This window comes from Marinobacter sp. (assembly GCF_040904845.1).
Classification (GTDB): domain Bacteria; phylum Pseudomonadota; class Gammaproteobacteria; order Pseudomonadales; family Oleiphilaceae; genus Marinobacter.
This window is the reverse complement of sequence record NZ_JBBDSR010000085.1, coordinates 1-21,433: the sequence shown is the minus strand read 5'-3', so window position 1 is coordinate 21,433 and position 21,433 is coordinate 1. Positions and strand designations below refer to the sequence as shown.

At 60.0% G+C, this 21,433-nt stretch carries 17 protein-coding genes; 6 read left to right on the top strand and 11 right to left on the bottom strand.

Going from position 1 to position 21,433, the window contains the following annotated elements:
* Nucleotides 1–1,177, top strand: a 1,177-nt coding sequence (locus tag WD429_RS11390) for a putative nucleotidyltransferase substrate binding domain-containing protein (protein WP_368422293.1), incomplete at its 5' end; no start/stop codon positions are given.
* A complete protein-coding gene (locus WD429_RS11385) occupies nucleotides 1,170–1,883 on the top strand; it encodes a 3'-5' exonuclease (RefSeq protein ID WP_368422292.1) in 714 nt (237 codons plus the stop codon). The genes WD429_RS11390 and WD429_RS11385, both read left to right, overlap by 8 nt.
* Here WD429_RS11385 and msrB read toward each other — a convergent pair.
* The 4 genes from msrB to WD429_RS11365 form a co-directional block, all read right to left on the bottom strand.
* On the bottom strand, nucleotides 1,872–3,047 hold the full coding sequence (gene msrB / locus WD429_RS11380) for a peptide-methionine (R)-S-oxide reductase MsrB (RefSeq protein ID WP_368422291.1): 1,176 nt from the start codon (nucleotides 3,045–3,047) through the stop codon (nucleotides 1,872–1,874). The two genes, WD429_RS11385 and msrB, sit on opposite strands and share 12 nt — an antisense overlap.
* Nucleotides 3,048–3,165: 118 nt before the next feature.
* Complete coding sequence (locus tag WD429_RS11375) at nucleotides 3,166–4,647, bottom strand: sensor histidine kinase (RefSeq protein WP_368422290.1); 1,482 nt, start codon at nucleotides 4,645–4,647, stop codon at nucleotides 3,166–3,168.
* 3 nt (nucleotides 4,648–4,650) lie between these two features.
* Complete coding sequence (locus WD429_RS11370; protein WP_368422289.1) at nucleotides 4,651–5,352, bottom strand: winged helix-turn-helix domain-containing protein; 702 nt, start codon at nucleotides 5,350–5,352, stop codon at nucleotides 4,651–4,653.
* 94 nt (nucleotides 5,353–5,446) lie between these two features.
* On the bottom strand, nucleotides 5,447–6,427 hold the full coding sequence (locus WD429_RS11365; RefSeq protein ID WP_368422288.1) for an NAD(P)H-dependent flavin oxidoreductase: 981 nt from the start codon (nucleotides 6,425–6,427) through the stop codon (nucleotides 5,447–5,449).
* 55 nt (nucleotides 6,428–6,482) lie between these two features.
* On the opposite strand from WD429_RS11365, the gene WD429_RS11360 reads away from it, so the two are divergent.
* Nucleotides 6,483–7,064: a QsdR family transcriptional regulator gene (locus tag WD429_RS11360; protein WP_368422287.1), complete on the top strand. Its 582-nt coding sequence runs from the start codon at nucleotides 6,483–6,485 to the stop codon at nucleotides 7,062–7,064.
* Between the two features lie 10 nt (nucleotides 7,065–7,074).
* Here WD429_RS11360 and WD429_RS11355 read toward each other — a convergent pair whose 3' ends face one another.
* The 6 genes from WD429_RS11355 to WD429_RS11330 all read right to left on the bottom strand — a co-directional run bounded on the left by WD429_RS11355 (nucleotide 7,075) and on the right by WD429_RS11330 (nucleotide 16,258).
* On the bottom strand, nucleotides 7,075–8,490 hold the full coding sequence (locus WD429_RS11355) for an aldehyde dehydrogenase family protein (RefSeq protein WP_368422286.1): 1,416 nt from the start codon (nucleotides 8,488–8,490) through the stop codon (nucleotides 7,075–7,077).
* Nucleotides 8,487–9,614, bottom strand: coding sequence for a zinc-binding dehydrogenase (locus WD429_RS11350; protein ID WP_368422285.1), 1,128 nt, complete (start codon nucleotides 9,612–9,614; stop codon nucleotides 8,487–8,489). The genes WD429_RS11355 and WD429_RS11350 overlap by 4 nt, the downstream gene beginning before the upstream one ends.
* 157 nt (nucleotides 9,615–9,771) lie before the next feature.
* Nucleotides 9,772–11,574, bottom strand: a complete 1,803-nt coding sequence (locus tag WD429_RS11345; protein WP_368422284.1) for an acyl-CoA dehydrogenase — start codon at nucleotides 11,572–11,574, stop codon at nucleotides 9,772–9,774.
* Between the two features lie 123 nt (nucleotides 11,575–11,697).
* Nucleotides 11,698–12,882 (bottom strand): acetyl-CoA C-acyltransferase, encoded by a 1,185-nt coding sequence (locus WD429_RS11340; RefSeq protein ID WP_368422283.1) that lies wholly within the window; start codon nucleotides 12,880–12,882, stop codon nucleotides 11,698–11,700.
* 168 nt (nucleotides 12,883–13,050) lie between these two features.
* Nucleotides 13,051–15,144: a 3-hydroxyacyl-CoA dehydrogenase NAD-binding domain-containing protein gene (locus WD429_RS11335; protein ID WP_368422282.1), complete on the bottom strand. Its 2,094-nt coding sequence runs from the start codon at nucleotides 15,142–15,144 to the stop codon at nucleotides 13,051–13,053.
* A 289-nt stretch (nucleotides 15,145–15,433) separates the two neighbouring features.
* Nucleotides 15,434–16,258, bottom strand: coding sequence for an IclR family transcriptional regulator (locus WD429_RS11330; RefSeq protein WP_368422281.1), 825 nt, complete (start codon nucleotides 16,256–16,258; stop codon nucleotides 15,434–15,436).
* A gap of 293 nt (nucleotides 16,259–16,551) precedes the next feature.
* On the opposite strand from WD429_RS11330, the gene WD429_RS11325 reads away from it, so the two are divergent.
* Complete coding sequence (locus WD429_RS11325) at nucleotides 16,552–17,481, top strand: 2-hydroxyacid dehydrogenase (protein ID WP_368422280.1); 930 nt, start codon at nucleotides 16,552–16,554, stop codon at nucleotides 17,479–17,481.
* Here WD429_RS11325 and WD429_RS11320 read toward each other — a convergent pair.
* Entirely contained in the window at nucleotides 17,475–18,818 is a 1,344-nt protein-coding gene (locus WD429_RS11320; RefSeq protein WP_368422279.1) for a hypothetical protein, read from the bottom strand. The genes WD429_RS11325 and WD429_RS11320 overlap by 7 nt on opposite strands.
* Before the next feature lie 198 nt (nucleotides 18,819–19,016).
* On the opposite strand from WD429_RS11320, the gene WD429_RS11315 reads away from it, so the two are divergent.
* Nucleotides 19,017–20,222: a 3-oxoadipyl-CoA thiolase gene (locus tag WD429_RS11315; protein ID WP_368422278.1), complete on the top strand. Its 1,206-nt coding sequence runs from the start codon at nucleotides 19,017–19,019 to the stop codon at nucleotides 20,220–20,222.
* Between the two features lie 34 nt (nucleotides 20,223–20,256).
* A complete protein-coding gene (locus tag WD429_RS11310) occupies nucleotides 20,257–21,426 on the top strand; it encodes an acyl-CoA dehydrogenase (protein ID WP_368422277.1) in 1,170 nt (389 codons plus the stop codon).
* Nucleotides 21,427–21,433 lie beyond the last annotated feature (7 nt).

Here is a 21,433-nt window from a genome sequence, read left to right as displayed (position 1 = left end):
GCAAAGCTTTATCTTCGAAGCCATGCTCACCATGCTGCACAACAACGTGCACCACCTGCCGGTCATGGAAAATGGCGAAGTGCGCGGGGTGATCGCGCTGGCCGACATCGTCAAGTACGAGAGCCAGAGCAGCCTTTATCTGGTCAGCAACATCTATCGCCAGCAAGACGTCAAAGGTCTGAAAAAGGTCAGCCTGGATGTGCGCGACAGTTTTGTCCGCATGGTCAATGAAGACGCCAACTCCCGTATGATCGGCAGCGCCATGGCCGGGATCGGCCGCAGCTTCTCCCAGCGTTTGCTGGAGTTGGGCGAAGAAAAGCTGGGGCCGCCACCGGTGCCCTATTGCTTCATGGCTCTGGGCTCCATGGCGCGGGACGAACAACTGGTGGTCACCGACCAGGACAACGCCATGATCCTGGACGACAGCTTCGACCCCGAGCAGCACGACGCCTATTTTCTGGCACTGGCGAAGTTCGTCAGCGACGGCCTGGATGCCTGCGGTTATACCTACTGCACCGGCGACATCATGGCCACCAACGAAAAGTGGCGACAGCCACTGAAGGTGTGGAAAGACTATTTTTCCGACTGGATACAAAATCCAAGGGCGGAAGCGCTGCTGAACTGCAACATTTTCTTTGATCTGGATGGCATCCATGGTCGCAACGAGTATGCCGAACAGCTGAAAACACTGGTGTGCGAAAAAGCCAGTAACAGTCAGCGCTTTCTTGCCCTGCTGGCCCGCAACGCACTGAACCGCACGCCGCCGCTGGGCTTTTTCCGCACCTTCGTGATGGAGGAAGACGGCAAACACAACAAGACCTTTAACCTCAAACGGCGTGGCACCGCGCCCTTGTCAGACCTGATCCGCGTGCACGCACTGGCCTGCGGCTCCCGCGCGCAAAACTCGTTCGACCGCCTCAAAGCCATCGCCGACACCAAGCTGATTCCGGAGGATGGCGTCGGCAATCTGCGGGATGCCCTGGAATTCATCTCCATTGTGCGCATCCGCCATCAGGCGCTGGCCATCGAGGCCGGGCGGGAACCCGACAACAACGTGCGGCCGGAGGACCTGTCGCCCTTCGAGCGCAGCCACCTGAAAGACGCCTTCCAGGTGGTGAGCAACGCCCAGAAATTCCTGAAGTTCCGTTACTCCGCGCAGGTCAGCCGGCATGTCTGAGATGACCACCACCCACAAGAACTGGCCCGAGCGCCTTCAAATGCGAGCAGAGGAAGCCCGGGACCCGCGCCTGAAACGCTTTTACGACAAGGGCTGCGTAGCACCTGACACGCCAATGTCCGAGGTACCCCTGCTGGCTCTGGATTTCGAGACCACCGGCCTGGACCCTGATCAGCACTCCATTGTCAGCATTGGCCTGGTGCCTTTCTCACTTCAGGGCATCCGGCTCGGTGAAGGCCAGCATTGGGTGGTGCGGCCACAACTGCCACTGCACCAGACCTCCATCACCATCCACGGCATCACCCATACCGACATTGATCAGGCACCGGATCTGGACGATGTGCTCGAAGACGTACTGGCGGCGATGGCCGGCAAAGTGGTGGTGGTGCACTACCGCAGCATTGAGCGACCGTTCTTTGATGTCGCCTTGAAGTGGCGTTTGCAGGAAAGTATCGAGTTTCCGGTCATCGATACCATGGCAATCGAGGCGCACCTGCACCCGGATCGCAAACCCTCGCGGTGGCAAAAGTTCAGAGGTGCAAAACCGATGTCCATCCGCCTGGCCGACAGCCGTCTGCGTTACAGTCTGCCTCACTACGCCGCCCACAATGCGCTGATTGACGCCATTGCGACGGCGGAGTTACTGCAGGCCCAGGTATTCCACCATTTCGGGGCCGAAACCCCGGTGAGCAACCTATGGTTGTGACGCAGCCATCGGGCTATCACTCTCACCCTGCACGTCACTGATGTAACGGCCGTAGCCCTCTTCTTCCATCCGCTCAAGCGGGATAAAGCGCAGCGCCGCCGAATTCATGCAATAGCGCAGGCCGGTCGGGTCCGGGCCATCGTTGAACACGTGTCCCAGATGGGAGTCCGCGAGGACGCTGCGAATTTCCGTGCGGCTCATGAACAGGGAACGGTCTTCCTTTTCCACCACCACATCCGACGAGAGCGGCCGGGTAAAGCTCGGCCAGCCGGTGCCGGACTTGTATTTGTCCCTGGATGAAAACAGCGGTTCGCCGGAGACCACATCGACATAAAGGCCCGGGCGCTTTTCATCCCAGTACTCATTGTCGAACGCTTTCTCGGTACCGTCTTTCTGAGTCACCCGATACTGCTCTGCGGTGAGCATGCGTTTCAGCGCTTCGTCGTCCGGTTTCTGGAAGGACTGCTGGTCCACGGCCTCGTTCCCCATGCCGCTGGCTTGCGGTCGGAACTGTGAATAGTCGACGTCCTGATCATCACCCCAGACCTTTTCGATAAACTGGTAGCGTCCGGAATTGTGAGTGTAGAACTTATAGCGCAGCGGGTTCTTGTTGTAGTAATCCTGGTGGTATTCCTCGGCGTCGTAAAAGGACTCGAAGGGAACAATCTCAATCGCCACCGGGTCATCATAACGGCCGGATGCCTCCAGCGCCTTGACGGACGCTTCAGCTGCCCGCCTCTGTGCCTCGTTGTGATAGAAAATCGCCGGACGATACTGCTCGCCACGGTCCACATACTGACCGTTTACGTCGGTCGGATTGGCGGTCCGCCACAGCGCCTGGAGCAGGCCTTCGTAGGTAATTTCCTGCGGGTCGTAATAGACCTGAACAGCTTCGGTGTGGCTGGTGCGACCACCCGCGACCTGTTCGTAGGTCGGGTCTTTTTGCTCGCCGCCGCTGTAGCCGGAGACCGCCTCGGCAACGCCCGGCACGTTTTCCTCGTACGCGGCTTCCACGCACCAGAAGCATCCGCCGGCAAACGTTGCCACGGCCAGGCCTGGATCATCCGGCGCATACCTGGAACCGGTATCGCTGGAGGCGAAAACCTGCACACCGGCCACCGCGATGGCAATGGCGGTGGATGTCAGTAACAGATACTTTTTCATAACCTTAACCTCTTACCCTTTGGATACTGTGACCAGTATGCAGGGGATTCATCACAACATTTTCTCCTGTCTATTACGTTTGTATAACGACTCAGAGATCAGTGTGGACGCAAATTATTCAGGTCGGTGCCGTTACCGGTAACCGTATGCAGAACGAAGCGCCTCCGGAGGGGCGATTTTCAGCGCGGATATCGCCGCCCTGCAAGGTCATGATCCTGCGCGCAATGGCCAGCCCGAGACCGGCATGGCCATCGGAACCAGCCACGGATTCGCCCCGATAGAACGGATCAAAAATGTGAGGCAGATCCTGCTCCGGAATGCCCGGGCCGCTGTCGCGGACGCAGACTTCCAGGCGGTCGTCTATTCGCCCGACAGCCACCTCAACACGCCCCCCTGCCGGGCTGTAAGCAAGGGCATTACCGATCAGGTTGTCCAGCACCCGCTCGGTCATCGCGAGGTCTGCGTAGGCCCGCGGCTGGTTCGGGTCGCCCTCAACAACCAGCTCAAGCTGCCGGTTGCGTGCCTCCGGCCCGTGCTTCTGAACCACATCGTGCACCAGCTCCGCGAGCGGAAATGGCTCTGGCACAGGCTGCTTTTCCTGCGCTTCCAGGGCCGCCAGCTCGAACAGTTCTTCCACCAGGCGGTTCAGGCGACGGCCTTCTTTGAGGGCGATGTCGAGAAAGCGGTCCTGCTCTTCCGGGCTGAGGCGATCACGCCGCAATTTCAGGCTTTCGATGAAGCCCTGCATGGAGGCCAGAGGCGTGCGCAGGTCATGGGATACCTGAGCAACCAGCTGACGGCGCTGGGCGTCTTTCTCCGTCAGCTGCTCAATCTGGGTGGCAATCCGGCTTGCCATGTCGTCGAAGGTCACGCCCAGATAGTCAACCTCATCACGCACCTCTGGATGCCTGTCGCGCCAGGTGTGGGACGGGTTGCGACTCATGTCGCTGTTCTCGAACTCTTCCACTAGCCGGGTTAACGATGTCAGGCGGCGGGTCAGCAGCCGGAAAATCGCCAGCCCCGCAATCATCACCACCACCAGGCTCACCAGCAGCGCCGTGGCACTCAGCTCGAGCACCTGGCCACTGCGGGCCATGGTTTCTGCGGCGTCGTATTCTTCACCCCGCAACACCACGTAGAGATAGCCTTGGGGATCCTCCGCCGAGGGCACCGGGGTCACGGAAAACACTTTTTGCCGGTCGTGACTGCGGGGATCGTCACCCAGCACGGGGTAACGGCTCATGTCTTTCATTAATTGGCGCAGAGGGGTCAGGGAGACCTGTTTACGTTTGATTTTTGCCGGGTCCGCCGAATAGGAGAGGATGGTGCCATTCAGATCCAGCAGGTAGATCTCAATGCTGGGATTGATGGTCATGTACAGCGCGAACAGCGTTTTCAGAGCACTGCGATCAAGCTCTCCGTCACTCACCAGATTTCTGTCCGCTACCAGGTTCTTTGCCAAGTCCCGGTGCAGCTCCTGGTTGACCGAGGCGCTGTATTCTCGCAGCGAGTACAGGCTGATAAAGGTATAGAGCAGGCCGACCGCCAGCAACAACAGGAACAGGCCCACCGCCAGCCGGGTGTAGAGTGTTTTCAGCATGGGTCAGTCCCGGAAGCGATAACCCACCCCCCATACGGTCTCGACAAATTCCGGCCGGGCCGGGTCGGTTTCGATCTTGCCCCGCAGGCGGTTGATGTGGGTGTTGACGGTGTGCTCGTAACCTTCGTGGTTGTAACCCCAGACCTTGTCCAGCAGTTGGGCGCGGCTGAACACCCGGCCCGGATGGCTGGCAAAGTGCCAGAGCAGGTCAAACTCCCGCGCGGTAAGCTCCACTTCCTGGTCCCGCACAAACACTCGGCGGCGCGTCGGATCAATGCGCAGCCCATCCGCCGTCAATTCGTTATTGCCCGAGTCCCCGGCTGGCGCGGCTGCCATGGCGTCCACCCGCCGGAACAGGGCCTTCACCCTGGCTGCCAGTTCGGCCACGCTGAAGGGTTTGGTGAGGTAGTCGTCCGCGCCCATTTCCAGGCCCAGCACGCGGTCCAGCTCTGTGCTCTTGGCCGTCAGCATCAGCACCGGCACATAGCCCTGGCCGGAGCGGATCTCTCGGCACACCGAAAGCCCGTCCATACCGGGCAACATCAGATCAAGCACCACCAGGTCGATGCCGCCTTCGCGAAACCGCTCAAGCCCGGTATCACCTCGATCACACAGGATCGGGTGCATGCCCAGGTCGGCCACGTGCATACGCACCAGCTCGCCAATACCCGGGTTATCCTCAATGATCAGTACCTGCCGCGTCATCGGTTACGAATTCTCTCTGGCCTTGAATATCGACTTACCCAGAGTGTAACGCGGAAACTTCACAAATGTGTCACGGCGGCCTTGCGCCCTTACGTCAGGCTTCGAGTGTGCCCATCAGGCGTTGGCGGATCAGGTTGTCAGCGTCATCCATGATGCGGCCAACCAGCTCCTCGCAGCTGGGAATATCGTGGATCAGTCCCGCCACCATGCCGCAGCTCCAGGCGGCCTCATCCATCTTGCCTTCCTGCAGCACCAGCCGGCCTTTGACACCGGTGACCAGGTGGCGGATGTCATCGATGGTTTCCGCCTCGCCTTTTTCGTGTTCGATGCGGATAATTTCATCCACGGCGGCGTTTTTCATGACCCGCTCGGTGTTGCGCAGGTTGCGCATGATCAACCGGGTTTGCAGCTCGTCAGCCTCAACAATGGCCTGCTTAACGTTGTCGTGGATGGGCGCTTCGGTGGTGGCCAGAAAGCGGGTGCCCATATTCATGCCCTCGGCACCCAGCGCCATCGCCGCGACCAGACTGCGACCATCGGCCATGCCGCCGGACGCCACAAACGGAATGCTGAGTTCTTCCGCCGCCCGGGGCAGCAGGATAAAATTGGGGATGTCGTCTTCACCGGGGTGACCGCCACATTCGAAACCGTCCACGCTGACCGCGTCACAGCCGATTGCTTCGGCCTTGAGGGCGTGGCGTACCGACGTACATTTATGAATCACCTTGATGCCGGCGGCCTTGAGCTGCGGCATGTATTGCTCCGGGCTGCGCCCTGCGGTCTCAACCACCTTCACGCCCCCGTCGATAATGGCCTGAATGTATTCCGGGTAGGGCGGTGCCTTGAACGACGGCAGAAACGTCAGGTTTACGCCGAAGGGGTGATCGGTCATCTCAGCACAACGTGCAATTTCCCTGGCCAGGTCTTCCGGGGTAGGCTGGGTCAAACCGGTGATGATACCCAGGCCACCGGCGTTGGAAACTGCGGCCGCCAGCTCCGCGTAGCCTACATGGTGCATGCCGCCCTGGATGACCGGGTGGCGAATGCCAAACAGTTCAGTGATTCGGGTCTTCATAGCGGGTTTCCTGTTTTGTCGTTAAAATGAATTGAGTTACCAAAACGAGGTTGCAGTGACAGAAAAAACAACAACAAGGGCCACCCCGGCCGATGCCTTTCGCAAAGCCCGGAGAATGTGGCTCAAAGGCGAACGCATTCACCTCGCGTCACTGTCGGCGGAGCTGAATATCGGGCGGGCCACCCTGTTTCGCTGGGTCGGCAACAAGGAGTTGTTGCTGGGTGAAGTGCTTTGGTCACTCTACGAACCTCTGCGACTGGACGCGTTAAGCAGAACGCCAGGACAAGGCGTGGATTTTGTGGTTGGGGTATACCGGCACATCAATTCCACGCTGCTGCATTCCGAGCCTTTGCAGCGCTTTATCCGGGAAGATCCGGAATACGCACTGAAGATACTGACGTCTACCCAGTCCACGATTCATAGCCGCACCGTGGAGGCCAATACCCGCACGCTGCGGGATCAGGTGGCCTCCGGGCATATCAATCCGCCCCTGAACATCAACAGCCTGTCCTACTTTATGGTGCGGCTTGCCGAGTCCTGCCTGTACAGCGACATCATCAATGGCCGCCCGCCTCGCGATGAGGAGCTGGAAGACGCCTGCACGGCGGTTCGTATCCTGCTTGGCGGCAAGGCCTGAGCTTAGGCCTTTACAGCTGCAGCGACCGAACTTCCAGAAACTCTTCCAGCCCCCATTTGCCGAATTCGCGGCCGATGCCTGAGTGGCCGAAACCGCCGAACGGGGCCATGGGGTTGAACGCGCCGCCGTTGACGAATACCTGGCCGGTGCGCAGCTTGCTGGCGACCTTTTTTGCCTTGTCGGCATCCGCGGACCAGACCGCGCCAGACAGGCCGTATTCGGTGCTGTTGGCGATGCGGATGGCTTCCGCCTCATCCTGGTAGGGGATCACGCACAATACCGGGCCGAAGATTTCTTCCTGGGCCAGGCGGCTGTCGGGTTTGACGTTGCCGAACACCGTGGCTTTCACGAAGTAGCCTTTGTCGCAGCCTTCCGGCGCTTCCGGGCCACCGGCAACGAGCTTGTGACCTTCTTCGATGCCCAGCTTGATGTAGTCGATGACCTTGTCACGCTGCTGCGCCGAGGCGAGTGGGCCCAGGCGAGTGGTTTCTTCCAGCGGGTTGCCCGGGGTCATCTTGGCAACCGCGGCCGCCGCCAGTTCGCAGGCTTCGTCGTGTTGATCGGCCGGCACCAGCATGCGGGTCAGCGCGGTGCAGGTCTGGCCGGAGTTGAGCAGGCAGTTGTTGATGGTGCCTTTCACTGCGGCACCCAGGTCGGCGTCCGGAAGGATCACTGAGGCGGATTTGCCGCCCATTTCCAGAGCGATGCGCTTGAAGTCATCGGCGGCGGCGTGGGCGATCAGGTTGCCGGTGCGGGTGGAGCCGGTGAAGGACACCATGCGCACGTCCGGATGCTTGATCAGGGTGTCACCCACGGTCTGGCCTTCGCCGCACACGAGGTTGAACACGCCCTTGGGCAGGTCGGTGCCGTCGAGAATCTCGGCCAGGATGTAAGCACTCTGGGGCGCGATTTCAGACGGTTTGAGTACCAGGGTGCAGCCGGCGGCGATGGCCGGCACGATCTTGAGGATCACCTGGTGCAGCGGGTAGTTCCACGGGGTGATGCAACCCACCACACCCACCGGGGCCTTCTGCACTTCCGAGTTACCGGACTGCTCGGTAAACGGGAAATCCGGCAGCAGTTTCAGGTAGCTCTTGGTCACGGTGGCGGGCAGGCCGGCCTGGATGCCGGTGGCCAGTTTGATGGGCATGCCCACTTCGCGGCACACGGTTTCGGCGATGTCGCCGGCGCGCTCTTTCAGGCCCGCGTGCAGCTGTTCCAGCACCTTGATGCGCTGCGCCAGCGTGCTCTCGGACCAGCTTTCAAACGCAGCATCGGCGGCGGCGATGGCCTGTTCCATTTCTTCGCGACCGGAGGCGGGTACCTTGGCGATGACTTCGCCAGTGCCGGCTTCGTGCACCTCGATGGTGTCGCCAGTCCAGTTCACCCAGTGGCCATTGATGTAGTTCTTGCTCAGGTTGTTCATTGCGTCACTCCTTTGTCTGTCTCGAACACAATGACACCACGGGCGTTCTTGCCGGCCAGCATGTCCTCGAACGCCTGGGCGGCGTCATCGATGGCGTAGGTGGTGGTCACCAGTTCGTCGAGCTTGAGTTTGCCGGCCTTATACAGACCGAGGATACGCGGGAAATCGTATTGTGGACGGGCGGAACCCAACCAGCTGCCTTTGAGTACCCGCTCGTCCGCCGGCAGGGTCAGGGTGGTAATGGAGGTTTTGTCTTTCGGGTCCGACACACCCACCACCACGGCGGTGCCGCCGCGCCCGAGGCATTTGTAGGCCTGCTCCACCACAGCACCAGCACCCACGCATTCGAAGGCGTAATCCACGCCGCCGGTGAGTTTTTTCACGGCTTTGGCGGCGTCTTCCACTTCGCTGATGTTGACGGTGTGGGTGGCACCGAAACCCCGGGCCATCTGAAGTTTTTTCTCGTTGTTGTCTACCGCGACGATCATTTCCGCGCCGGCGGTGACACAACCCTGAATGGCGTTCAGGCCCACGCCGCCAATGCCGAAGACGGCGGTACGGGAACCGGGTTCGACCTGGGCGGTGTTGAACACGGCACCGACGCCGGTCATGACCGCACAGCCGACCAGAGCGGCGTTCTGCATGGGGATGGTGTCGTCCACTTTGACGCAGTTGTCCACGTGCATGGTGGCGTACTCGGCCATCACACCGCAGGCGCCGAACACGTTGAGGTCTTCGCCATCCGCGCCTTTGGTGCGCACAGTGCCATCGGGCAGGGTGAACATGGCTTTGCGGGCGTTTTCACACAAAACCGGGCGGCCGCGAACGCACTGGCGGCATTTACCGCACATGGAGATGAAGGAGCTGACCACATGGTCGCCTTCTTTGAAGGCGGTAACGCCCTCGCCCACTTCGATGACCACGCCCGCGGCTTCATGGCCAAGAACCAGCGGTGCGGGGTAGGGAATTTTGCCGGTGGTGGCGGACTGGTCACTGTGGCAGACGCCGCAGGCGCCGATCTTGAGGGTGATTTCGTCCCGCTTGGGGCCTTCCACGGTGATGGTTTCCACCTGAACGGGCTGGCCCCATTCGCGGCAGACGACGGCTTTGGCTTTTCTGTCCATTGTTGTTGGCTCCTTGGTTTTACTTAGTCTTCTTGTTAGGGGGCTAGTCGCGAGGTGGGATACCTGTCGGATTACGGCTGTGCCTAATCCGACCTACATGCCAACCCCGCACCCGTAGGTCGGATTAGCGAAGCGTAATCCGACAAACAAGGCCATTCTAAAACTCAGCATCCTGCATACCCAGCGCGGTGGTATCCACAGCCTTCAATAACTCTGCCAGGCTGACCACTTTCGGCAACTCATAGCGCGCAAAATACTCACAGGCTTTCACCTTACCCTCGTAGAATTCTGCTGTCTGCTCTCCGGTTCCTTCCAGTCCGGCAACGGCCTTGATCGCCTGTCGCAGCCAGAGCCAGCCCACGACGGTGTGCCCGAAGGCTTCCAGATAGAGCGAGGCGTTGGCCAGGGCTTTTTCCACGTTGCCGCCGGATTTTTCGGCGTTGATGGCATCCGTCGCCATGGATAAGGCTTTCACTGCCCGATCCAGTTGGTCGGCACAGGTCGACAGGCGTTCGTTGCCACGAGCTTCGCCAGTGGTGGCTTCAATTCGGCTCATCAGCTCCTGATAGAACCGACCGTCGGCCATGGAGACCTTGCGGCCCAGCAGGTCAATGCCCTGAATGCCGTGGGTGCCTTCATGGATCGGGTTGAGGCGGTTGTCGCGGTAGAACTGTTCCACCGGGTATTCCCGGGTGTAGCCGTAACCGCCGTGCACCTGGATCGCCAGGCTGTTGGCTTCCAGGCAGAACTGCGAGGGCCAGGATTTGATGATCGGGGTCAGCAGATCCAGCAGGCCGGCAGCAAGTTTGCGCTGCTCATCGGTGACCGCGTGTTTTTTCTCGTCCACCAGCATGGCACCCTGCAGGCACAGCGCCAGGCCGCCTTCCACGTAGGCTTTCTGGGTCAGCAGCATGCGGCGGATGTCGGCGTGGCGGATCAGTGGGACTTGTGGCGTATTGGGGTCTTTCTCGCCTACCGGGCGGCCCTGTTTGCGCTCGCGGGCGTAGTCCAGGGCGTGAAGGTAGCCGGTGTAACCCAACATCACCGAGCCCAGACCCACGCCGATGCGGGCTTCGTTCATCATGTGGAACATCGCCGCCAGGCCATTATTGGGCTCCCCAACCAGGTAACCCACGGCACCGTCCTGCTCACCAAAGTTGAGCATGGTGGAGGTGGTGCCCCGGTAGCCCATCTTGTGGATCAGACCCGCCAGCGCCACATCGTTGCGCTTACCCAGGCTGCCGTCCTCGTTGACCAGCACCTTGGGTACGATAAACAGGGAAATGCCTTTCACCCCGGCAGGGGCATCCGGCAAACGGCCGAGTACCATGTGAACGATGTTCTCGCTCAGCTCGTGGTCACCGCCAGAGATGAAGATTTTGTTGCCGAACAGTCGATAGCTGCCATCGGCCTGCGGCTCCGCGCGGGTACGCAGATCACCGAGGGACGAGCCGGAATGAGGCTCTGTCAGGCACATGGTGCCGAAGAACCGACCGGCCATCATCGGCTCGGCAAACTTCTTCTGCTGATGCTCGCTGCCCTGGGCCATGATCAGGTTGGCCGCCGCAATGGTCAGCCCGGCGTAACCCTGGGTGCCTACGTTGGCACCTTTCAGCATGCCCACACACATCTGGGCCACGGCAGCGGGCAGCTGCATGCCGCCACGTTCAAAGTCCTGACCGGCGGCCATCAGGCCGGTGTCCCGCAGCAGGTCGAGAGCTTTTTTGACTTCCGGACGCATCTCCACCCGGCCGTTCTCGAACCGCGGCTCTTCCTCATCCACCAGGCGGGCGTGGGGGGCGAACTCTTCAGCAGCGACTTTCAGGGCCAGATCCAGAGCCGCCTGCAGAGTTTCGCGGTTGTGTTCGGAATAGCGTGTGTAACCCAGTACCTGCTCGACTTCGTGGAGCTCGAACAGCTGGAATGCCAGGTCCTGGGTGTTGATGATTTTTTGTTGCATGGCCTCACACTCCGGGCATCTGTTAGCCGTGTTGTCGGATTACGCGTCGCTAATCCGACCTACGGTTGCGGTTTTCCATGTAGGTCGGATTAGGCGCAGCCGTAATCCGACAAGCACAAAGCCTCAGACGACTTCAAACAGGCCAGCCGCACCTTGTCCACCGCCGATGCACATGGTCACGACAACGTATTTGGCACCACGGCGCTTACCTTCGATGAGAGCGTGTCCGGTCAGGCGGGAGCCGGTGACACCGTAGGGATGACCTACGGCAATGGAGCCGCCGTTGACGTTCAGCTTCTCCATGGGAATACCCAGACGGTCGCGGCAGTAAACCACCTGAGAGGCAAACGCTTCGTTCAGCTCCCACAGGTCGATGTCATCCATCTTCAGACCGGTACGCTCCAGCAAACGCGGAATCGCAAACACCGGGCCGATGCCCATCTCATCCGGCTCACAACCAGCGACCGCGAAGCCACGGAAAATACCCATCGGCTCGATGTTGTGCTTCTCGGCGTAAGTGGAGTTCATCACCGTACACACGGAAGCACCATCCGACAGCTGGGAAGCGTTGCCCGCCGTGACGAACTGATTGTCCCCGCGCACCGGGTTCAGCCCCTGCAAGCCTTCCAGCGTGGTATTGGGGCGGTTGCATTCGTCCTTCGTCAGGGTGACATCCTTATGGCTGATGTCCCCGGTTTCCTTGTCCTTCAGCATCATGGTGGCATCGAACGGCACAATCTCATCGTCGAACTTGCCGGCTTCCTGCGCCGCCGCAGTGCGCTGCTGGGAAATCAGCGCGTACTCGTCCTGGGATTCACGGCTGACACCGTAGCGTTGAGCGACAATATCGGCAGTTTCAATCATCGCCAGGTACAGCTCAGGCTTGTGCTTCATCAGCCAGTCGTTGGTGGCGTGGAAGCTGTTGAGCTTGTCGTTCTGCACCATGGAGATAGATTCGACACCCCCGGCGACCATGGCCGGCACCTTCTCCGACACCACCCGCTGGGCGGCAATGGCGATGGACTGAAGGCCAGAACTGCAGAAGCGGTTGATCGACAGACCCGCCGTCGTCGCCGGCAAACCGGCGCGAATCGCCGCCAGGCGAGCGATGTTCTTGCCCTGGGCACCTTCGTGGAAGGTGGCCCCCAGGATTACGTCTTCGACAATGGACGGATCAATCCCAGCCCGCTGCACCGCGTGCTGAATCACGTGACCGGCCAGGTCCACGGAGTGGGTGTTGTTCAGCGCACCCCGGTAGGATTTACCCAAGCCGGTGCGGGCAGTAGAAACAATAACGGCATCAGACATAACAGTGTCCTTCAGAATCGATGTACACGTAGGTCGGATTAGCGAAGCGTAATCCGACGCAGAATTGGGCGTTTCGTCAGCAGTGTCGGATTACGGCTTTGCCTAATCCGACCTACAAAACCAAGAGGATCAAACCTCCGAACCTCGGGGCCAGCCCCCAGGTTAAAATCAGAGGTCGCCGAACCTACGCCCCTCAGCCACCAGCTTCTCCAGCAACCCGGCCGGCTTCCACTGCTCACCGCCAAGGGTGTCATGGAAGTTCTTAACAGACGCCAGAATGCTTTCCAGACCAATCTCATCCGCCCAGAACATCGGACCACCCCGATACGCCGGGAAGCCATAGCCGTAGATCCAGGTAATGTCGATATCCAGCGAACGATCGGCGATGCCCTCTTCCAGAATCTTCGCGCCTTCGTTGATCATCACGTACATGCACCGCTCCAGAATCTCCTGATCGGAAATCTCGCGGGACGCAATACCCTGCTCCTGGCGGAAGTCGGCAATGATCTGATCCACCTGCGGATCGGGAACCGGCTTGCGGTTACCCTCTTCGTATTTGTACACGCCGGCCTGGGTTTTCTGACCGAGACGACCCTGTTCCGCCAACTTGTCCATCCAGCTTGCCGGCACATCTTCACCGGCCTTGCGGCGCTCTTCGCGGATGCTGTAACCGATATCGATACCGGCAAGATCCGACATGGCAAACTGCCCCATGGGGAAGCCCAGATCGGTCAGCACTTTGTCCACCTGCTGCGGGCTCGCACCTTCATTGACCAGTGCCATCGCCTCGGCACCACGCTTGTGCAGCATGCGGTTGCCGACGAAGCCGTAGCAGTTGCCCACCATGACACCGACTTTTTTGATCTTCTTCGCCAAGGTCATCGCCGTGGCCTTGACCTCGTCCGAGGTCTGCTCGCCACGAACAATTTCCAGCAGCTTCATTACGTTGGCCGGGCTGAAGAAATGCAGGCCGATTACGTCCTGCGGGCGCTTGGTTGAGGCCGCAATCTCGTCGATGCTCAGGGTGGAGGTGTTAGACGCCAGAATCGCGCCCGGCTTGCAGGCCTCGTCGAGCTGACCGAAGATTTTCTTCTTCAGGTCCATGCTTTCAAACACGGCCTCGATCACCAGATCCACATCGCTGAAGTCGTCATAGGTCAGGGTGCCGCTGATCAGGCTCATGCGCTCTTCGACCTGGGCCTCGGTGATGCGGCCTTTCCTTGCGGTGTTTTCGTAGTTCTTACGAATCACCGCCAGGCCCTTGTCCAGGGCTTCCTGTTTTACTTCGGCGATGATGACCGGGATACCGGCGTTGGCGAAGTTCATGGCGATACCGCCACCCATGGTCCCGGCACCAATCACGCCCACTTTGCGGATATCACGCACCGGCGTGTCCTTGGCCAGGCCTTTGACCTTGGACACTTCACGCTCGGCAAAGAACGAGTGAATCAGGCCGCCACGCTGGGGCGATTCCATGCACTCGGAGAACAGTTCACGCTCACGCTTCATGCCATCGTCAAACGGCAGGTTGAAGGCGGCTTCCACGGCATCCACGCATTTGAAGGGCGAGAACAGGCCGCGGGCTTTTTTCTGCAGGCCGGCGCGGAACTGGTCGAACAGGTCGCTGCCTTTGTCGGCGTCGATCTTGTCGGTGAGATCACGGACGCGACGAGCGGGCTTGCCTTCATCCGCGACTTTCCGGGCGTACGCCTGACCAACGGCTTTGATATCGTCACCGTCTTCCACGGCATCAACAATACCCAGTGCCAAGGCGTCTTTGGCGGCCACGAAGTCACCGGAGGTGATCAGTTCCAGGGCTTTCTGGGCACCGGTCAGTCGCGGCAATCGCTGGGTACCACCGGCACCCGGCAACAGGCCCAGTTTCACTTCCGGCAGGCCGACTTTGGCGCTGCTCACGGCCACGCGGTAATGGCAGCCCAACGCGGTTTCCAGGCCACCGCCCAGCGCGGTGCCGTGAATGGCGGCAACAATCGGCTTGTCGCTGTTTTCGTACTGCTCAATGACGGCGGCCAGACCCGGTTCCTGCATGGGTTTGCCGAATTCGCGGATGTCGGCACCAGCAATAAAGGTGCGGCCTTCACAGACCAGCAACAGGACTTTGGCGTCGGTGTCTTTCTGGCCCTGTTCCAGGGCAGCCACCAGGCCGGAACGAACGGCGTGGCTGAGGGCGTTCACCGGCGGGTAGTTCACGGTGATCACGCCAATGGAGTCTTCCCGGTTGTAAGTTACGACCTCAGACATAATTTCTCCTCGCCTTATATGGAATGTAGTTTTAACAAGCGAAACATAGGAACGATTTAATACAATTTTACGGCAGGTTTCAACCATCAATTAAAGTGCAGGCATAAAAAAACCCCAAGACGAATCTTGAGGTTTTTGGCATATCGGCTTGGGGGAGGCCCGGGCGGGGATCTCCCTCCGAAACACGCTGTGAATACGTCCCTGTACGCTCCGCTCCGCCATCCATGGCTCCGCAGGGTTTCGGAGGGAGATCCCCGCCCGAGCCCACGGTCAATGAGTTAGCCTATAATCAGACGCCGAGCGATTCTATATCGCTGGCCAGCATCGCCAACTGGTGGGCGATGGACTCACGCAGCTTTTCACCGGGCACCAAGTAAGACGGCGCAGCACAGGTGATCGCCATGATGGTGCCGTCCTGCAGGTGAATCGGCACGCCGGCGGAGTTGATGTTGCGGTCCCACTCGCCGAGGGAGAGGCAGAAGCCGTATTTTTTGTAGTCTTCCATGGAGTGCTCAAGCCCTTCGCGTTTTTCCGGCCAGGCGTCACCGTATTTCGCTTCCATGGCGTCGTCGATGACCTTGCGGCCTTTGTCGGAAACGGCGCAGTAATAGGCACGGCCGGCTGAGGTGGTCGCCATTGGCAGTTTCAGGCCGATGTCCATGCGCAGCAGGGAGGCTTCTGGCGGCAGGCGGTTTTCCACGTAGATCATGTGCAGGCGATCACGGCAGGTGAGCCCCACGGACATGTTGGTCTGGCGGGCGAATTCGTCCATGTACGGCTTGGCCAGTTGGCGCACCTTGAGGTTGGACACGTAGGCGTAACCCAGAGCCAGCACGCCGGAGCTGAGCTGGTATTTTTCCAGTTGCGGGTTGTAGCTCAGGTAACCGAGCTTGGTCAGGGTGTAGGTCATGCGCGAAACCGTCGGCTTCGGCAGGCTGGTCAGGCGGGCGATGTCCTGGTTGCCGAGAATCACCGAGCCCTGGCTGAAGGCACGCAGTACATCCAGGCCACGGGAGAGCGCCTCGACAAATTTACGGTCTTTTTCCGGCTTCACCGGCTCACCATCACCGGACGCCGCCAACAGGTCCGGTGAGGTGGTCTGATTTTTAGTCATAAACGGGCGTCCTCCAAAAACTGCGCCTGATCCGGTATAACCGGAAATTCGGAACTTGCGTCCGCGAGTAGAAAAGTTGCGCTATTTTAATCGCTGCAATGTTCAAGTACCACAAATGGTACTAAAAATGATCAAAAACCGTGCCAAATGTGAAACACTCTTTCTTTATGTTTCATAATTCCCCGGAATCTGCGGCAAAAAATGCCGGGTTTACGGATTTATTTCGGTATATTATTCTGCTAAGCGAAATATCGTAAAGACATTCAGTCACTTTGACGACCCCGGGAGAGTACATGAAGGTTCTATTTGTCGCTGGAGACCCCAAGCCTGAACGCTGGACAGTTCCCATTAAAGAACTGCTTCCGGAGGCTGAGGTTCACGTGTGGGATGCCCATGGCCCCGCTGTGGACGCCGATTACGCCATCGTCTGGCAGCCGCCGGCGGAACTGTTTGAGCGCGAAACCAACCTGAAAGCGGTGTTCAACCTGGGTGCCGGGATTGATGGCCTTCTCGCCGTGCCGAACCTGCCCTCTCACCTTCCCGTGGTGCGCCTGGAAGACGCTGGCATGTCGGTGCAGATGGCGGAATACGTGCTGCATCAGCTACTGGAGGCCAGCCGCGGTATGGAAACCTATCGCGAGCAGCAACGGGACAACACCTGGAAAATTCATCGGCCGATCAAACGCAGTGAGTGGCCGGTGGGGATTATGGGGCTGGGCCATATTGGCAAGCGGGTGGCGCGCACGCTGGCCGACCTGGATTACCGGGTCAACGGCTGGGCACGCAGTGCGCATGATTTGGAGAACGTCACCACGTTTGCTGGCGCAGAGAAGCTGCCCGACTTTCTGGGCTCAACCCGTGTGCTGGTCAACACCCTGCCGCTGACCGAGGAAACCCGCGATATTCTCAATCAGGATCTGTTCAGCCGGCTAATGCCGGGCGCGGTGGTGATCAACGTCGGCCGTGGCGAACATCTGGTGGAGGACGACCTGCTCAAAGCCATCGACGACGGCCACGTGGCGCGGGCCTCGCTGGATGTGTTCCGCCAGGAACCCCTGCCTGCGGACCATCCGTTCTGGCAGCGCCCGGAGGTCACCATTACGCCGCATATTTCCGCGCGCACCCTGCGGGACGCCACGCTGGAGCAGATCACGGGTAAGATCCGCGCCCATTACACGGGCCAGCCCATTACCGGCATCGTAGACACCAGCCGGGGTTACTGAAGACCCCGCCAAAGCACCCAGAGAAAAACCAGCAACAACGGGGTCGACACCATCACAAAGGCCCCGTTCCAGCCAAACGCCACCACCCAGCGCGAGACCTGTCCGAACCGCGACAGCAGCATCACCGCCGGACCAAATGGCGACAGCATCATCGCCAGCGAGAAACCGATCACCAGGGCCACGGCGATGGGCAGCGGATTCACACCTTCCGCCACCAGTTGCGGCATCAGCCCGGCCTGTACGCTGAGCACGGTGATCGGAATAACGCCAATGGCTGAAAGCATGGGCATCATCAGCATTCCGACGGCCGCCAACAAAAATACCCCCAGCTCTCCCGACGCCAGGCCGGCCAGGGCGTCTGCCGGAATCACTGCCACCAGCGCGACCCCGAGGCCGGCGGAACCGGCGAATATGGACATTTCGTTACTCATGCCGAGCATGTTGTCCATTGACTCCCGCGTCGCGCCCGGCAGCGATCTGTCGTGCCACAACATATAAAGGAAGGTCACCACCGGCACCGTCAGCATCGCCGCCACCGACACTTTCAGGCCGGAAAACTGCACCAGCAACGCCATGGCGATAAAGATGGCCGCCACCAGTAGTGCCAGCCGGCCAATTCCCGCCGGCCAGTGTTCCAACACCTGTCGCTCACTGCTGACCAGGCGAAACCGTTTGTGCTCCAGCACCCAGCCCACCAGGATCAGCAACACCGCGCTCCCGATGCCATAGGGCAGCAGCCCGGACCAGCTCAGGGTTGGTACTTCCCGGGTAATAATGGCCACTGCCACACTGGTCGGCGCGATTAACGGCACCAGCGCAAAGCCTCGCAGCGTGCTGATCAATACACTGCGCAACCAACGCAGGCGCGAAGCGCCGGTAATGCCTCGTTCTTTCAGCGTTTCGGCAAGGGTGCCGCACAGCAGGTTCATCACCCCAAAACTGAGAACCGAGGCAATCCCGCAACTGACTACCGCGTATTTCGGGTACAGCAAAGCCGGGCGACCACCCAGCAACACGTCGTGAATGCGCTGCAGCACTTCCAGCCGGCGAACCAGGCACTGCATCATGCCCAGGCTGCCCAGAAACGTTGCGTAGAACGCCGCATTGGAGGCTGCGCGCATCAGTTCGGGCATCCCCAGTTCGTCCGTCACGGTCAAATAACCAATAACGGCCAGCGACACCAGGAACAGGTAACGGGAGTAGGCCTGCAAGCGGCCCAGCACCAACAGGAAATAGACAATAAACAGCACACCAGACAGCGCGCTCAGCAAAGGGCTTGGCAGACACAGCGCCACAAGCTCCATTAAAACGGCAATGGGAACCAGAAAACGGCTCATACAGGTTTCACGCCCTCGATGATGGTATCGGTTGCATTTCACACAGACCCGGATTAGTCTTTAACCTCGATATACAAAACTTAATTCCGCTATACGAAACTATATCAACATTAATGACAAGACAAGCCCGGAAGCTTTCTTCCTTATGGAGGGAGGACCACAATCAGGGTTTGCCTGCTGATGAAAACGGGAGATGCCATGAGCGCATTCATTTACGACGGGTTGCGAACCCCCTTCGGTCGACACGCCGGGGCGCTGGCGAAAGTGCGTCCGGATGACCTGCTGGCCAACGTCATCAAGGCCCTGGTCGAGCGCAACGCATTTGCCCCGGAGCTCTACGAGGACGTCATTGCCGGCTGCACCAACCAGGCCGGCGAAGACGCCCGTAACCTGGCTCGCCACGCTGGCCTGATGGCCGGCCTGCCCGTGGAAACCGGCGGCCTGACGGTCAACCGCCTGTGCGGCTCTGGCCTGGCGGCAATCATTGATGCCTCTCGCGCGGTTCGCTGTGGCGAAGGCGACCTGTTCGTGGCCGGCGGTGCCGAAAGCATGAGCCGTGCGCCGTTTGTCATGGCCAAGAGCGAAAGTCCGTTCAGCCGCGATTTCCGGGCCTTCGACAGCACCATCGGCGCACGCTTCCCCAACCCCCGTATCGAATCAGCGTTCGGCGCAGACACCATGCCCGAAACCGCCGACAACATTGCCCGGGAACTGAACCTGAGCCGTGAGGCTGTGGATGCCTTTGCCGCCCAGAGCCAGGCGCGCTATGACGCCGCCCTGAAAGACGGCTTCTATAATGAAGAGATACTGGCGATCGACGTGCCCCAGGGGCGTAAGAAGCCACCGCTGAGTGTGGATAATGACGAACACCCGCGCCCCCAGTCCAACGCCGAAGCGCTGGCGGGTCTGCGACCGCTGTTTGAAGGTGGCGTAGTAACCGCCGGCAATGCCTCCGGTATTAACGACGGTGCCGCCGCATTGATCCTGGGCTCCCGCGAAGCCGGCGAGAAAGCCGGCATCCGCCCCCGCGCCCGCATCGTATCCGCTGCCATCGCCGGGGTTCCGCCCAAGGTGATGGGTTACGGCCCAGTGCCGGCCAGTGAAAAGGCTCTCGCCCGCGCCGGTCTGGGCATCAACGATATGGACGTGATCGAGATCAACGAGGCGTTCGCCGCCCAGGTTCTCGGCTGCACCACCAAACTGGGCATAGACCCGACCGATTCCCGGTTGAACCCCAACGGCGGTGCCATTGCTGTTGGCCACCCGCTGGGGGCATCCGGCGCACGGATCGCGCTGACGGCCACGCGCCAGCTTGAGCGCAGTGGCGGTCGATACGCATTAATCAGCATGTGCATTGGCGTCGGCCAGGGCATTGCTATGGTTATTGAAAGAGCAACAGATTGAACGAACAACTGACTAATTTTCTGAGGAGAACACCATGGCTTCCGCACCCTGGGATGACCTGCTGCAATTGGACAAGCAACTGGATGAGACCGAGCGTCAGGTTCGGGACAGCATCCGCTCTTTCTGTGACCAGCGCCTGATGCCTGGCATCACCGAGGCGAACCGTCACGAGAAATTCGACCGCTCCATCTTCACCGACATGGGCGAGCTGGGCATGCTCGGTGCCACCCTGCCGGAAGAATACGGCGGCCCGGGCCTCAACCACGTGTGCTACGGGCTGATCGCCCGCGAAGTGGAACGCGTCGATTCGGCCTACCGCTCTGCCCTTTCCGTGCAGTCATCGCTGGTCATGCATCCGATTCACTCATTTGGCCAGGAAGCGCTGAAAAAGCGGGTGTTGCCGAAGCTGGCTTCCGGTGAGCTGGTGGGCTGCTTTGGTCTGACCGAGCCCAACCACGGCTCCGACCCCGGCGGCATGGAAACCCGAGCCAAAAAGGTCGACGGCGGCTACCTGGTCAGCGGTTCCAAGACCTGGATCACCAACTCACCCATTGCCGATGTCTTTGTCGTCTGGGCCAAACTTGACGGTGTCGTCACCGGTTTTGTCCTGGAGCGCGGGGCCAAGGGCCTGGACGCACCCAAGATCGAAGGCAAGTTCTCGTTGCGCGCCTCGGAAACCGGCTCCATCTTCATGGACGAGGTGTTCTGCCCCGATGAGAACAAACTCGATGTGGAAGGCCTGAAAGGTCCGTTCAGCTGTCTGAACAAGGCCCGCTATGGCATCAGCTGGGGCTCACTCGGTGCCGCCGAGTTCTGCTGGCACGCTGCCCGTAGTTACACTCTCGAGCGCAAGCAGTTCGGCAAGCCCCTGGCCGCCAACCAGCTCATCCAGAAGAAGCTGGTGGACATGCAGACCGAGATCACCCTGGGCCTGCAGGGTGCGCTACAGCTCGGACGCATGATGGATGCCGGTGAGGCCTCGCCGGATGCCATTTCCCTGATGAAGCGCAACAACTGCGGCAAGTCCCTGGACATTGCCCGGGTCGCGCGTGACATGCATGGTGGCAATGGCATCTCCGATGAGTACCATGTGATCCGGCACGTGATGAACCTGGAAGCCGTTAACACCTATGAAGTTACCCACGATATCCACGCCCTCATCCTCGGGCGCGCCCAGACCGGCATTCCGGCATTCGGCGGGTAAAGGCTAC